This window comes from Streptomyces durocortorensis (genome assembly GCF_016901035.1).
Taxonomy (GTDB): Bacteria; Actinomycetota; Actinomycetes; order Streptomycetales; family Streptomycetaceae; genus Streptomyces; species Streptomyces durocortorensis.
Window position 1 is genome coordinate 5,664 of record NZ_JAFEUF010000021.1, and the last position, 13,458, is coordinate 19,121.

The following is a 13,458-nucleotide window of genomic DNA, read 5'->3' on the forward strand; positions in this document are numbered from 1 at the left end:
CGCGGGCGGGCCTTCTCATAAAAAAAAAAAAAAACCACCAACAAAAAAAAGTCCACCCCCCCCCCCCCCCCCCCCCCCCCCAATTCTCCATTTGACCGACCCGGACAAAGAGTCAGTGGTCATCCCAGTGGCCTTGGTGGGCGGCATGGCGGTGACCGTCGTGCACATAGTCCAAGTGGTCACCGTGAGGGACCGCCACATGCCCGCAACTCTCACCGTGGGCATGGTCGTGACCGGCATGCTCGTGATGCTCAGCGGCCTCGCACTCGTCCACGTGACCTTCATGCTCACGGTGCAGATGACCGTCGTGCGCATAATCGACGTGATCGTCGTGAGGGACCGCCACGTGCCCACAGCCTTCGCCGTGCGCATGTTCGTGTCCGGGATGAGGCTGGTGCTGCAGGGATGCCACCACGCTGTCCATCTCCACATTCTCGGGCCACCGCCCGGTGGAAGACGGCAGCAACAGAAAAGTCATCTTCTTTCTACCCCCGCAAACAAGGCTGCCACGAAGGACACGCATGGGCAATCAGACCATTTCGATACCTGGATTCGATAACGATTCCCACTGCTAATCGACCGGCTTGCCGGGCTGGTCGTGCGTGGCGCAGTGGATGCCACCGCCCCCGGAGGCGACGGTGTCGATCACAACCGGCACGATGTCGCGGTCGGGGAACTGCTCCTGAAGGATTCCCCGGGCCCTGTCGTCGGCCTTGCGGTCGCCGAACCGGGGCATGAAGACCGAGTCGTTGGCCACGTAGAAGTTGGTGTAAGTCGTCGCCCTCGCCGGTGACCCCCCGACTGGGGCCGCATGGTCTTCGACGGGCAGACCGCCGTCCAGCACGGGTACCCCCTGTCCGCCGTACTGCCGTGCGTCCTGATCGTGCTGACCGTCGTCGCCTTCAACGTGGTCGGCGAGCGCTGGGCCGACCGTGTCGCCAGGAGGACCCCATGACAGCCCCGTACGTACTCGACGTCCAAGGGCTGCGGATCACGCTGCCCGGCACCGCCCGGCGGGTTCTCGACGGCGTCGACCTGACCGTCGCCGCGGGCGAGACCGTCGCGCTCGTGGGCGAGTCGGGTTCCGGCAAGACCACTCCGCGAGCGCGGCCAAGGCGCGTTCCCTGTGCGGCAGTTCGGTGACCGTCATCACGTCCATCCCCGTGGACGACTGCTGGATGCGCGACTCCGGCCCGGTGTTCCGCACCGACGGGGCCGGCGGGCTCGACGCGGTGGGACTCAATTTCAACGGCTGGGGCGGGAAGCAGGCCCACGGCAAGGACGCCCGGGTCGCCGAACGGGTCGCCGCGTACACCGGCGTCCCCTTCCGTCACACCGACTTCGTCGGTGAGGGAGGCGCCATCGAGCAGGACGGCGCGGGAACCCTCATGGCGACCCGGAGCAGTCTGCTCAACCGCAACCGCAACCCCGGCAAGCCGGAGAGCGAGCTGGCGGCCGGGTGTGCGACGCGTACGGCGCGTCCAAGGTCATCTGGTTCGACGGCGTCCGCGGCCAGGACATCACCGACGACCACGTCGACGCCACATCACGCTTCCTGGCCCCGGGCGAGGCCCTCGTCCAGATGCCTCTCGCGACGGACGACGACGCCTACGCCGAGGACGCCCGGCAGCAGCACCGCATCCTCACCGGTTCGACGACCGCACAGGGCGGGCCGATGGAGGTGACGCGGCTCCAGGGCTCGGACTACGAGAGGATCCGCTCCGGCCACCCGGACTTCCTCGCCTAGTACGCGAACTACTACCCGTGCAACGACGCCGTCATCTGCGCCCACTTCGGCGACTCCCGCGCGGACGCGGCGGCGAAGACCCTGCTGGCCCGCCTCCACCCCGACCGGGTCGTCGAGCAGCTGAACATCGACCGCCTCGGCACGGGGGGGCGGCGGCATCCACTGCGTCACCCAGCAGCAGCCCGTGCCGTAGCCGTGGGCGTCGGCCCCGCCGGGGGGCCGGGTGCGGGGCCCGACCGGCCTGTACCCTGCGATCATGCAGCCGTCCGCCCCCTCCTCCCCGTCGGGGTCCGCGCGGCCGGGTCCGGTCGCGGACCCCGCCCGGCGCGGGCTCCTGACGGAGCGCATCGCCCGTGAGCTGGAGCACGACATCCGCTCCGGCCGGATCGCCGTCGGGACGAAGCTCCCCTCCGAGCGGGAGCTGGCCGCCCAGTTCGGGGCCAGCAGGAACGTCGTGCGCGAGGTGCTGCGGCGGCTGGAGGCCCAGCATCTGATCGAAGTCGCCCCGGGGCGCGGCTCCTTCGTCCAGGAGCAGTCCTCGGGACAGGCCCGGGGGTACGACGCGCTGTACCGGGCGGGGCGGCCCACCGTGCGGCAGCTGATCGAGGCGCGGATCCCGCTGGAGGTCGAGATGGTCCGGCTGGCGACCGAGCGGGCCACGGACGAGGACATCGCGGCGATGCGGACCGCCCGGGACGCCCTGGAGTCGGCGACCGACGTCGTGGTCAAGGCCCAGGCGGACATGGAGTTCCACGACGCCATCGCCGTGGCCAGCAAGAACCCGGTGCTGCGGATCATGCTCTCCTCGATCAGCGGGATGATGTTCGAGATGATGCTCCGCTCGAACTCCGACCCGTCGATCGGCGAGCCCGGCGTACCGCACCACCCGGAGATCTTCGAGGCGGTCGAGGCGCGGGACGTGGACCTCGCGTGCGCGCGGATGCGGGAGCACCTGATGCTGGGCCTGCGGACGTACGGGGCGGATCTCGACGTCCAGGTCGACACGATGGCGCGCAACCACATCGAGACACTGCTGGATCAGGCCGAGGGCCGCCGGACGCCTCCGGGGCGGTAGCCCCCGCCGAACCCGGGCCCAGGCGGAATGCGCCCGCTCGGTCCTCCCCGCCCGGTCCTCCACGCCCGGTCCTCCCCATCCGTCGACCGCGCCGGAATTGATCCGTCCGGTCCGTGGAATCTTGGCTTCAGGGTCTGGTCCGGGAGGTTTCCCTGCTGTTACGGTCCCGCGTAGACCAACTGGTCCTACCAGTTGGACCAGGTTGGACCAGCCCGGTCCCGCCGGGTCGGCAGGGCCCGCCCGCCATCCGTACACAGCCCGCGACCCGTACGTACCGCAGAGAAACGAGGACGAGGATGTCCACGAGCAGCCAGCCCCTGAGCCGGCGTGCCTTCGGCAGGCTCGCCGCGGCGGCCGCCGGGGCGGGCGCGCTGAGCGCCTGTTCGAGCGGGGGCGGCAAGCCCTCGGCCGACGCACCGTTGCGGATCATGGCGATCAACCACGTCTGGTCCCAGGCGGTCAAGCGCCGCACCGTGGAGTTCGAGGAGCGGATCGGGCGCCGGGTCTCGATGACCCTGCTCACCGCCGACCAGCTCGCCAGCAGCTACAACGTGAAGCTGAACGCCTCGGGCACCGACGTCGACGTGATGATGGTCCGCGCGCTCCAGGAACAGTTGCTGTTCGGCCACAACGGCTGGCTCGCCGACCTCAGCGACCGCGTCGCGAATGACGCCCGGTTCGCCTGGGACGACTTCCAGGAGGCCCCGCGCCAGGCGTCGGTCACGGCCGGGAAGGTGCTGAGCGTCCCGGTGGTGACCGAGCGCCCCGCCCTCTACTACCGCAAGAACCTGGTGGCGGACCTGGGCGGGCCGCCTCGCACCCTGGAGGCGCTGATGGAGGGCGCGCGGGAGCTGACCCGGCGGAAGGACGGCTTCTACGGGTACGTCGGCCGGGGCCAGCGCAGCGGCGCGGTCTCCCAGTGGTCGAGCTTCCTCTACTCGTACGGCGGGGACTTCGTCGTGGACGGGAAGTCCGGCATCGGCAGCCCGGAGTCCGTCGCCGCCTACGAGTTCTACGGCCGTCTGCTCGCCGGCTCCGGGCCGCCCGGGGCGACGAACATGAGCCTCGAACAGGCCATGCCCATCTTCGCGCAGGGCAAGGCCGCCTTCTTCGTCGACGCCGACGCGATCTACAGCAGCTTCCTCGACCCGAAGGTGTCGCGGGTACGCGAGACCGTGGGCTTCGCGCCCTTCCCGGCCGGGCCGGCCGGGGCGAAGCCGCACAACATCCCGTCCTGGAGCCTCGGCATCAACACCTTCTCCCGACTGCGCGACGACGCCTGGGAGTTCATCCGCTGGGCGGCCGGTCCCGAGATGTCGGCCGCGCTCCAGAAGGACGGCATACCCGGCGCCCGCTCCTCGGTGTGGGCCGACCCGAAGGCGCTGTCCGCCTTCCCGCCGGAGCTGGCCGAGGCCATGCGGCTCAACGCGGAGCGCGGCGTGGGCTACGACCGGCCGCGCGTCCTCCAGGTCGGCCGGGCCCGGGACATCGTCGGCCGCCCGCTGGTCGCGGGCATCCTCGGCCAGTCCGTGCGGCCGGTCGTGCGCGACGCGGACGCGGAGTTCGCCGATTTCCTCGTACGCGACAACCGTCACAAGGAGTCCTGATGCCCGCCATGGAGACCACAGGGGCCGGCGGGGTCGCAACGGCCGCCCGGAGCGCCACCACCCGCACACCGGGCCCGACGCCGCGTGGGGCAGGACGGCGGCAGCGGACCTTCGAGCAGGCCAACCGGCGGCTCAAGTGGGCGATGCTCGCCCCGGCCGTGCTCTTCGTCGGCCTGATGATCGTCTTTCCGCTGGTCTTCACGCTGAACCTCAGCCTCACCGACGCCTTCGGTGCGGTGAACGCCGACAGCGCCCACATCGGGCTGCGCAACTTCGGTGACGCCCTGGGCGACACCCGCCGGTTCTGGCCCGCGGCCCGCCGCACCCTGGTCTTCACGGTCGGCGCGGTGGTGCTGGAGACGGTGCTCGGGCTCGCCCTGGCGATGCTGATGCGCAAGCCGTTCCGGGGGATGCGCTGGGTGCGGACCGTGCTCATCATCCCGCTGCTCGCCACGCCGGTCGCGATCGGCATCCTGTGGCTGCTGATCCTCGACCCCACCAACGGCATCGCCAACCACCTGCTGGAGGCGGTCGGCGCGCCCCGGCAGGAGTTCCTGGGCTCGGTCGGGCAGTCGCTGCCGACGCTGATGCTGATCGACGTGTGGCAGTGGACGCCGATGATGACGCTGCTGCTCCTCGCCGGACTGACCACGCTCCCCGAGGAGCCGGAGGAAGCCGCGCTGGTGGACGGGGCCAACGCCTGGCAGCGGTTCCGGTACGTCGTCCTGCCGATGCTCGGGCCGACGCTCGCCACCGCCCTGGTGCTGCGCGCCGTCGACGCGCTGAAGACCTTCGACATCCTCTACGCCACCAAGGGCGCGGGCGGCGGTTCGGACTTCGAGGTGGAGACCCTCAACGTCTACGCCTACGGGCTCACCTTCGACTACCAGGAGTACGGCCTGGCCGCCGCCGTCCTGGTCCTGTTCACGCTGTTCATCATCGGTGTCGTGGTGCTGCTGCGCCGCCGGGGCGGAAGGAAGAACGCATGAGTGCCACCCTCTCCCCCGCGCGGACCGGGCGCGGCCGCCGGTACGGTTCCTGGCTGCGCGGCGTCGCCATCACCGTCGTGACACTGGTCTTCGCGCTGCCGGTGGTGTGGATGTTCGCCGCCGCCTTCAAGACCAATGTGCAGGTCACCGATCCCTCGGTCGGGCTCTGGTTCACACCCACGCTGGACAACTTCCGGGCCGTCGTCGAGGCCGGACAGATCGTGCGCTCGATGGGCAACTCCCTGCTGGTCGGGGTGGTTTCGACGCTCCTCTCCGCAGTGATCGCGGTACCGGCGGCCTGGGCGGTGGGCCGGTTCTCCATGCACCGCACCGGCTCCGTGATCCTGGTCGCGCGCATCGTCCCGGCGATCTCGCTGCTGGTGCCCTGGTACTACCTGTTCGCACGGATGGGCCTGGTCGGCTCCTACACGGTGCTCGTCCTCAGCCATATGTTCGTCTCGGTCCCGCTGATCATGTGGATCATGATCAGCTTCTTCGCCGGGCTGCCGGTCGAGCTGGAGGAGGCCGCCCGTACCGACGGACTGAGCGCCTTCGGCGCGTTCTGGCGGATCTCGCTGCCGCTGGCCGCACCGGGAACCGCGACCGCGTCGCTGCTGGCCTTCGTCTTCAGCTGGAACAACTTCATGTTCGCGCTGGTCTTCTCCGACGACCGGACCCAGACCGTGCCGGTCACGCTGTTCAACTTCATCTCCTACGCGAGCACGGACTGGGGCGGCCTGATGGCAGCCGCCTCCCTCATCACCGTGCCCGTGGTCCTGGCCGCCGTCCTCGGCCAGAAGTATCTGGTGGCCGGATTGACCTCCGGCGCCTCCAAGGGCTGAACCTTCCACTCCCCCGACCTCCGACCCCCACCCGCGGAAAGAGCACACACGCATGAAGATCGTCGACGCGAAGGTCGTCGTCACCAGCCCCGGCCGCAACTTCGTCACCCTGAAGCTGACAACCGACGAAGGGCTCACCGGCCTCGGCGACGCGACCCTGAACGGGAGGGAGTTGGCGGTCGTCAGCTACCTGGCCGACCATGTCGCCCCGCTGCTGACCGGGCTCGACCCCCATCGCATCGAGGACACCTGGCAGTCGCTGTACCGGGGCGCGTACTGGCGGCGCGGCCCGGTGACGATGGCCGCCATCGCCGCCGTCGACGTGGCGCTCTGGGACATCAAGGCGAAGGCCGCCGGGCTGCCGCTGTACCAGCTCCTGGGCGGTGCGAGCCGGGAGCGGATCGGGACATACGGTCACGCCAACGGCCGGGACATCCCCGAACTGCTCGACTCCGTACGGGCCCGGCTCGCCGAGGGCTACCCCGCCGTCCGCATCCAGTCCGGCATCCCCGGGCTCAAGGCCGTGTACGGGGTCTCCGACACCGACGACACCGGCGCGCCGGTCCTCCACCAGCAGGCCCGCCCCCTGGTGGAGGACTGGGACACGGCCGCGTACCTGCGCCATGTGCCGGCCGTGTTCGAGGCGGTGCGCGCGGAGTTCGGCCCCGAACTGCCGCTGCTCCACGACTCCCACCACCGGCTCACCCCGATCCAGGCCGCCCGGCTCGGCAGGGACCTGGAGCCCTACCGGCCGTTCTGGCTGGAGGACTGCACCCCGGCCGAGAACCAGGAGGCCCTGCGTCTGGTCCGCCGGTCCACGACCACGCCGCTGGCCGTGGGCGAGGTGTTCAACACGGTGTACGACTACCAGGCCCTGATCACCGAGCAGTTGATCGACTACGTGCGCTCGGCGGTGACCCACTTCGGCGGGGTCACCCCGCTGCGGAAGCTCTTCGACTTCGCCGCGCAGTACCAGATCAAGAGCGCGATCCACGGCCCCGAGGACATCTCCCCGGTCGGGATGGCCGCCGCCGTCCACCTGGACCTGGCCGTGCACAACTTCGGCATCCAGGAGTTCTCCGGCCACACCCCGCTCACCGACGAGGTGTTCCGGCACGCCTACACCTTCACCGATGGCCACCTGCACCCGGGCGAGGCGCCCGGCATCGGCGTGGAGCTGGACGAGGAGCTGGCCGCCGCCCACCCGTACGCGCCCGCGTACCTGCCGGTCAACCGGCTCCACGACGGGACCGTGCACGACTGGTGAGCTCCCTTCGCTCATGAGCTCCGCGGGGTCCGGCGTATGCGGGGCCCCGCACCCACACGGCCGAAAGAAGTCTTGCGCGATCCCTTGACCCCATCGGGACGGAGGTTCACAGTTACTCACTAATGCGCATTACTAATACGCATTAGTGATCCGGAGGAACACCGTGGAAGAACCCAGGAAGCGGTCCCGGCCGGGCCGTGCTCCCGCCCCCGCGGGCCGTACGTCCCGGCCGCGCCAGGCCGAGGTCGCCCGGCTCGCCGGGGTCTCGCAGGCCACCGTGTCGCTGGTGCTGGGGGCCCGGAAGCAGGGCGTCACGATCTCCGAGGAGACCCGGCAGAAGGTGCTCGACGCGGTACGGGACCTGGGCTATGTGCCGGATCCGGCCGCCAGCAGGCTCGCCGCCGCGCGGAACAATCTGCTCGGGGTCTTCAGCTTCACGTCCACCTTCCCCACCGACGTCCAGCACTCGTACTACCCGTTCCTGGTCGGCGTCGAGCAGGAGGCCGCGGCCCGCGGCTACGACCTGGTGCTCTTCACCGGTTCCAGCACCGGCGGCGCGGGGGCCGCCGGTCCGAACGCCCTCAACCGGGTGCGGCTCGCCGACGGCTGCCTGTTCCTCGGACGCCACGCCCCCGCCGGCGAGCTGCTGCGGCTGGTCGCCGACGGCTTCCCCGTGGTCCACCTCGGCCGCCGCGACGAGCTGGAGGGGCTGGCCTGGGTCGGCGCGGACTACATCAGCGCGAGCCAGGAGGTCGTCGCGCACCTCGCCGCCCTCGGCCACCGGCGCATCGTGCTCGTCCGCGAGGACGACGAGGCCCCCGCCTCCACCGACCGTGAACACGGCTTCCTCAAGGGCCTGGAGGAGGCGGGACTGCCCGGCGGCCCGGCCACCGTCTTCCGCTCCGCCGACCCCGAGCGCGATCTGACCGCCGAGCGGCTGCGCGGCTGGCTCGACGAGGGCGTGACCGCGTTCGTCGCGGAGGAGACCGACACCGGCGACGCCTGGCGTGCCCTGCACGGTGCCGCGCACTTCGTCGGCATCGACTGCCCGCGCGACGCCTCGCTCGCCCTGCTCGGCAGCCCCCCGCCCGACCTGGCGGACGGGCCCGTGCCCACCGGATTCGACGTCCCCCGGCCCCAACTGGGCGCGGCCGCCGTGCGGATGCTCGCCGCGCTGGTGGCCGGAGAGGAGGCGACGGAGCCCCTGGTGGCCTGCGCCTTCCGGCCCGGCTCGACGGCCGGCCCGGCACCTGTACACCCCTGAACTCCTCTGCCCGTCTTCGACCCGGCCCTGGGGAGAGGGCCGTCAACGCACCACGTACACCCAGCACTTCAAGGAGAACCGTGACATCCGAACCCGACATCCTCATCGTGGGCGCCGGACTCGGCGGCGTGGCCGCCGCCCTCGCCGCCTGCCGGGCGGGGCGCACCGTCGTCCTCACCGAGGAGACGGACTGGATCGGCGGCCAGCTCACCTCGCAGGCGGTCCCGCCGGACGAGCACCCGTGGGTCGAGGAGTTCGGCACCACCGCCTCGTACCGCACGCTGCGCGACTCCATCCGGGACTACTACCGCCAGTGGTACCCGATGCGTTCCGAGGCGCTGGCGCTGCGCAATCTCAACCCGGGCGCGGGCCGCGTCAGCAAGCTGTGCCACGAGCCGCGGGTGGCGCTCGCGGTCATGGAGGCCATGATCGCACCGTACCGCTCCTCGGGCCTGCTCACCCTGCTCACCGAGCACCGGCCGGTGGCCGCCGAGGCGGGCGACGACGACACCGTACGGTCGGTGACCCTGGCCGACCTGCGCGGCGGCAACCGCCTGACGATCAGCGCCCGTTACGTCATCGACGCCACCGAGACCGGGGAACTGCTCGAACTCGCGGGCGTGGAGCACGTGATCGGCGCCGAGGCGCGGAGCGAGTTCGACGAGCCGCACGCGCCGGAGGAGGCCCAGCCCCTCAACCAGCAGGGGATCACGGTGTGTTTCGCGCTCTCGCACCACGAGGGCGAGGACCACACCATCGAGCGCCCCGCCGACTACGACTTCTGGCGCACTTATCAGCCGGACTTCTGGCCGGGTCCGCTGCTCGGCTTCCTCGCGCCCGACCCGCGCAGCCTAGAGGCCGTCCCGCGCACCTTCGTGCCCAACCCGGAGCTGGATCCGCTGGACGTCAACGCCGACCAGTCGGCCGACGCGGGCGACAAGGAGCTGTTCGGCTTCCGCCGGATCCTGGCCCGCAAGCTGCACCGGCCCGGGGCGTTCGACTCCGACATCACATTGGTCAACTGGCCGTTGAACGACTACTGGTTGAAGCCGCTGATCGGCGGCGGCGAGGAGACCTCGGCCGCCGCACTCGCCGAGGCCCGCCAGCTGTCTCTGTCCGTCCTGTACTGGCTCCAGACCGAGGCCCCGCGTGCCGACGGCGGAACGGGCTTCCCCGGTCTGCGGCTGCGCCCGGACGTCACCGGCACCCCGGACGGTCTCGCCAAGGCCCCCTACGTACGCGAGTCGCGCCGGATCAAGGCCGTCACCACGGTCACCGAGCACGACGTGTCGATCGACATCGTCGGCCCCTACGGCGGCACCCGCTACCGGGACTCGGTCGGCGTCGGCAACTACCGCATCGATCTGCACCCTTCGACCGGCGGCGACAACTACGTCGACATCGGTTCGGTACCGTTCGAGATCCCGCTCGGCGCGCTCCTCCCGCGCCGTGTCCGCAACCTGCTGCCGGCCGGCAAGAACATCGGCACGACGCACATCACCAACGGCTGCTACCGGCTCCACCCGGTGGAATGGAACATCGGCGAGGTCGCCGGGGCCCTGGCCGCGCACTGTGTCGCCGAGAGCGTGGAACCGCACCGGGTCCAGGCCGAGGACAAGCGGTTCGAGGCGTTCGCCGCGCTGCTGGAGCGGGACGGCGTGCAGCGCCACTGGCCGGACGTACGCGGCTACTGACCCCGTCCGCGCGAGAGACACGCGCGAACGACGCATCACCCGCTTCACCGCACCACCCACACCCGCTTCACCGCACGGCCCCCCAGGGGTGAGCGCGGAGCGCCGGGCGGGCGCAGCTCCACCTGTACCCGCCCGGCCCCAGGCCCCGGACCTCTTCCGAGCGTCCGGACCTGCCGCCCTCGCCCTGCCACCCGCACAAGGAGGTGCCCAGCCATGAACACCCACCGCATCCGCGTCGGCATCGACGTGGGCGGAACCTTCACCGACGCCGTGGCCGTAGACGCCACGACCCTGAACCTGCTGGGGCAGGTGAAGGTGCCGACGAGCCACCATCACGAGGACGGCGTCGCCCACGGCATCGTCGAGGCTCTCGACCGTCTGCTGGAGCAGACCGGCCACACGCCCGAGGACGTGACGTTCCTCGCCCACGGCACCACACAGGCTACCAACGCCCTGCTGGAGGGCGACGTCGCCACCGTCGGACTGATCGGCATCGGCGCAGGTCCCGGCGGTACGCTCACCCGCCGGCTGGCCGCGTTCCGCAAGCTGGAGCTGACCCCGGGCAAGCGGCTGCCGCTCGCCTACGGGCATGTCGCCGATCCCGACGACGCACCGGCCGTCAACGCCGCGCTCGACGCCGTCGTCCGCGAGGGCGCCGAAGTCGTCGTCGCCAGCCAGCCGTTCAGCGTCGACCGGCCCGAGGGCGAGGACGCGGTCGCGGCCGCCGCCCGGGAACGGGGGCTGCCGACGACCGCCGCGCACGACATCACCTCGCTGTACGGGCTCCACAAGCGGACCCGCACCGCCGTGGTGAACGCGGCGATCCTGCCGCGCATGCTCGCCACCGCCGACCTGGTCGACGCCTCCATCACCAAGGCGGGCGTGACCGCGCCGCTGATGGTGATGCGGTGCGACGGCGGGGTGATGTCGCTGGACGAGATGCGGCGCAGACCGCTGCTGACGGTGCTGTCCGGACCGGCGGCGGGCGTCGCCGGGGCGCTGATGCAGGAGCGCATCAGCGAGGGCCTGTTCCTGGAGACCGGGGGCACGTCCACGGACATCAGCGTGGTGCGGCGCGGCAAGGTCGCCGTCCGGCACGCGACGATGCTCGGCCGGACGTCGTATCTTTCGGCGCTCGACGTGCGGACCGTGGGTGTCGGCGGCGGTTCGATGGTCCGGGTCGACGGCGGAAAGGTCGTCGGCGTGGGGCCGCGCAGCGCGCACATCGCCGGGCTGCCGTACGCCTGTTTCGCGCGCCCCGAGGACCTGGAGGGCGCGATGCTCACCACGATCCGGCCGATGGCGGACGACCCGGCCGACTACGCGGTGCTGGACGCCGCCGGGGGCCGCTTCGCGGTCACCATGACCTGTGCGGCGAACGCGCTGGGCCGGGTGCCGGAGGGGGACTTCGCCCGCTGCGACCCGGCCGTGGCGAAGGCCGCGATCGCCCCGCTGGCAGCCGCCCTCGGCACCGATGTCGTCACGGCGGCGACGAAGCTCCTGGACGCGGGCACCGATCAGGTGAAGTCCGTGGTCGAGACGATGATGCGGGACTACCGGCTGGACAAGGACACCGCGCTGCTCGTCGGCGGGGGCGGCGGTGCGGCCTCCGTGACCCCGCATCTGGCGGCCGTCACCGGCCAGGAGGGCCGGATCGCCCAGCACAACGAGGTGATCAGCCCCATCGGCGTGGCGCTCGCCCTCATCCGGGAGCAGGTCGAACGGATCATCCCGGGGGCCGGCCAGGAGCAGATCCTCGCCGTACGCGCGGAGGCGGAGGCCGCCGTGATCGCCCAGGGGGCCGCCGCCGACGGGGTGGAGGTCGAGGTCACGGTCGACCCGCAGACCAGCACCGTACGGGCGGTGGCGACCGGGGCCACCGAGCTGCGCACCCAGGACCGCGCCCACCGGGCCGACGAGGCGGACCGGCTGCGCGCCGCCGCGGACAGCCTGCGGACCGACCCGGCCTCGGTGCGGGTCCTCGCGGGCACACCGGCCCACACCGTGTACGGCACCGAGGTGCACCGCCGTTTCCGGGCGGACCGGCACCCGGTGCGGGTCGTGGACGCGGACGGCGTCGTCCGGCTGCACGCGCCGGACGCCCGGGTGGAGACGACGACCGTGGGGCAGGCGCCGGAGGTCCTGGCGGGGCTGGTGAAGGAGGCCACGTCGTACGGGGACGGCGGCGTCCGCGCCCCGGCGCTACGGCTGCTGCTCGGCTCGCGGATCGCGGACCTGTCCGGGGTGATCGACCCGGACCCGCTGCTGGCCCTCGCCCGCAGCGAGCTGCGCGCCCGTGCCGCCGACGAACCGGTCGTCGCCGTGGTGGAGGTGCGGACATGAGCGCCGCGCTGCTGGACCGGGCGGCGCTGGCGGCCGTCCGGGAGCTGGAGGCGGAGGACGACGTCGCGTTCGGCGTACGGCTGCTCGCCAACACTCCGACGCACGAGGGGCGCGACCCGGAGCTGCTGCGCCACTGGGCCCGTACGGCCGACGCGTTCGGCGCGGCGCTCCCGCCGGTGCCCGCGACGGCCCGGATCGTGGAGAGCGACGGGGGGCTCACGAAGGGTCTGTTGGCCCGCTACACCTCGCGGCCCGTGCCGACCGTCGAGCTGTTCACCGACACGCTGGCGCTCGCCGAAGAGCTGATCGACCTGCTCGGCTGGCGGGAGTGGTATCCGGCCGGTTCGGTGCGGGCCGCGGCGATCGCGCACGAGGCGGTGCACGAGCGGCTGCACCACGGTCCGGCCAAGAAGACGCTGAAGCAGGCCCTGAACCATGTGGTGCTGCGCGCCGGCCGGCACACGCTGTACGGCCATGTCGCGGGCGCCGACGAGATCGCCGCCCATGCCCACGCCCGCGTCGCCTGCGGCCTGGGCCGCAGTCCGCTCCTGCTGACCGCCGCCCTGGCCACCGCGGCCGAGCCGCAGCACGGGTCCGCGACCGGATCCTCGTACGGAAGAGAGAAGTAAC

Annotated in this window: 12 protein-coding genes and 2 pseudogenes; 12 read left to right on the plus strand and 2 right to left on the minus strand. The window is 71.6% G+C overall.

What is annotated here, in order from left to right; genetic code table 11:
- Nucleotides 1-112 precede the first annotated feature (112 nt).
- Together JS521_RS36490 and JS521_RS06945 are read right to left on the minus strand one after the other, a co-directional pair.
- Complete coding sequence (locus JS521_RS36490; protein WP_239486893.1) at nt 113-424, minus strand: hypothetical protein; 312 nt, start codon at nt 422-424, stop codon at nt 113-115.
- A 147-nt stretch (nt 425-571) separates the two neighbouring features.
- Nucleotides 572-877 (minus strand): annotated as a pseudogene (locus JS521_RS06945) (agmatine deiminase family protein); the annotation flags it as partial.
- Here JS521_RS06945 and JS521_RS06950 point away from each other — a divergent pair.
- The 12 genes and pseudogenes from JS521_RS06950 to JS521_RS07010 all read left to right on the plus strand — a co-directional run bounded on the left by JS521_RS06950 (nt 812) and on the right by JS521_RS07010 (nt 13,457).
- Nucleotides 812-955 (plus strand): hypothetical protein, encoded by a 144-nt coding sequence (locus JS521_RS06950; protein ID WP_239486899.1) that lies wholly within the window; start codon nt 812-814, stop codon nt 953-955. The pseudogene JS521_RS06945 and the gene JS521_RS06950 sit on opposite strands and share 66 nt — an antisense overlap.
- Nucleotides 952-1,143, plus strand: coding sequence for an ATP-binding cassette domain-containing protein (locus JS521_RS06955; protein WP_372448560.1), 192 nt, complete (start codon nt 952-954; stop codon nt 1,141-1,143). Before JS521_RS06950 ends, JS521_RS06955 begins: the two co-directional genes overlap by 4 nt.
- A 20-nt stretch (nt 1,144-1,163) precedes the next feature.
- Nucleotides 1,164-2,104: pseudogene (locus JS521_RS36495) on the plus strand (agmatine deiminase family protein).
- Nucleotides 2,004-2,822, plus strand: coding sequence for a FadR/GntR family transcriptional regulator (locus JS521_RS06970; protein WP_205081847.1), 819 nt, complete (start codon nt 2,004-2,006; stop codon nt 2,820-2,822). The pseudogene JS521_RS36495 and the gene JS521_RS06970 overlap by 101 nt, the downstream one beginning before the upstream one ends.
- Before the next feature lie 296 nt (nt 2,823-3,118).
- Nucleotides 3,119-4,429, plus strand: a complete 1,311-nt coding sequence (locus tag JS521_RS06975; protein ID WP_205081848.1) for an ABC transporter substrate-binding protein — start codon at nt 3,119-3,121, stop codon at nt 4,427-4,429.
- A complete protein-coding gene (locus tag JS521_RS06980; protein WP_205081849.1) occupies nt 4,429-5,418 on the plus strand; it encodes a carbohydrate ABC transporter permease in 990 nt (329 codons plus the stop codon). The genes JS521_RS06975 and JS521_RS06980 overlap by 1 nt, the downstream gene beginning before the upstream one ends.
- Nucleotides 5,415-6,260, plus strand: a complete 846-nt coding sequence (locus JS521_RS06985) for a carbohydrate ABC transporter permease (RefSeq protein ID WP_205081850.1) — start codon at nt 5,415-5,417, stop codon at nt 6,258-6,260. The genes JS521_RS06980 and JS521_RS06985 overlap by 4 nt, the downstream gene beginning before the upstream one ends.
- Nucleotides 6,261-6,312: 52 nt before the next feature.
- Nucleotides 6,313-7,527, plus strand: a complete 1,215-nt coding sequence (gene manD, locus JS521_RS06990; protein ID WP_205081851.1) for a D-mannonate dehydratase ManD — start codon at nt 6,313-6,315, stop codon at nt 7,525-7,527.
- Between the two features lie 163 nt (nt 7,528-7,690).
- Nucleotides 7,691-8,791 (plus strand): LacI family DNA-binding transcriptional regulator, encoded by a 1,101-nt coding sequence (locus tag JS521_RS06995; RefSeq protein WP_205081852.1) that lies wholly within the window; start codon nt 7,691-7,693, stop codon nt 8,789-8,791.
- A gap of 80 nt (nt 8,792-8,871) precedes the next feature.
- The gene (locus JS521_RS07000; RefSeq protein ID WP_205081853.1) at nt 8,872-10,485 is read left to right on the plus strand and encodes an FAD-dependent oxidoreductase; all 1,614 of its coding nucleotides are present in this window, start codon (nt 8,872-8,874) and stop codon (nt 10,483-10,485) included.
- A gap of 213 nt (nt 10,486-10,698) precedes the next feature.
- A complete protein-coding gene (locus JS521_RS07005) occupies nt 10,699-12,828 on the plus strand; it encodes a hydantoinase/oxoprolinase family protein (RefSeq protein ID WP_205081854.1) in 2,130 nt (709 codons plus the stop codon).
- Nucleotides 12,825-13,457, plus strand: coding sequence for a hypothetical protein (locus JS521_RS07010; RefSeq protein WP_205081855.1), 633 nt, complete (start codon nt 12,825-12,827; stop codon nt 13,455-13,457). The genes JS521_RS07005 and JS521_RS07010 overlap by 4 nt, the downstream gene beginning before the upstream one ends.
- Nucleotide 13,458 lies beyond the last annotated feature (1 nt).

Excerpts from the sequence above, each read along its gene's own strand:
- JS521_RS36490 (WP_239486893.1), bottom strand. The coding sequence starts at position 424 with ATGGACAGCGTGGTGGCATCCCTGCAGCACCAGCCTCATCCCGGACAC.
- JS521_RS06950 (WP_239486899.1), top strand. The coding sequence starts at position 812 with ATGGTCTTCGACGGGCAGACCGCCGTCCAGCACGGGTACCCCCTGTCC.
- JS521_RS06955 (WP_372448560.1), top strand. The coding sequence starts at position 952 with ATGACAGCCCCGTACGTACTCGACGTCCAAGGGCTGCGGATCACGCTG.
- JS521_RS06970 (WP_205081847.1), top strand. The coding sequence starts at position 2,004 with ATGCAGCCGTCCGCCCCCTCCTCCCCGTCGGGGTCCGCGCGGCCGGGT.
- JS521_RS06975 (WP_205081848.1), top strand. The coding sequence starts at position 3,119 with ATGTCCACGAGCAGCCAGCCCCTGAGCCGGCGTGCCTTCGGCAGGCTC.
- JS521_RS06980 (WP_205081849.1), top strand. The coding sequence starts at position 4,429 with ATGCCCGCCATGGAGACCACAGGGGCCGGCGGGGTCGCAACGGCCGCC.
- JS521_RS06985 (WP_205081850.1), top strand. The coding sequence starts at position 5,415 with ATGAGTGCCACCCTCTCCCCCGCGCGGACCGGGCGCGGCCGCCGGTAC.
- manD (WP_205081851.1), top strand. The coding sequence starts at position 6,313 with ATGAAGATCGTCGACGCGAAGGTCGTCGTCACCAGCCCCGGCCGCAAC.
- JS521_RS07005 (WP_205081854.1), top strand. The coding sequence starts at position 10,699 with ATGAACACCCACCGCATCCGCGTCGGCATCGACGTGGGCGGAACCTTC.
- JS521_RS07010 (WP_205081855.1), top strand. The coding sequence starts at position 12,825 with ATGAGCGCCGCGCTGCTGGACCGGGCGGCGCTGGCGGCCGTCCGGGAG.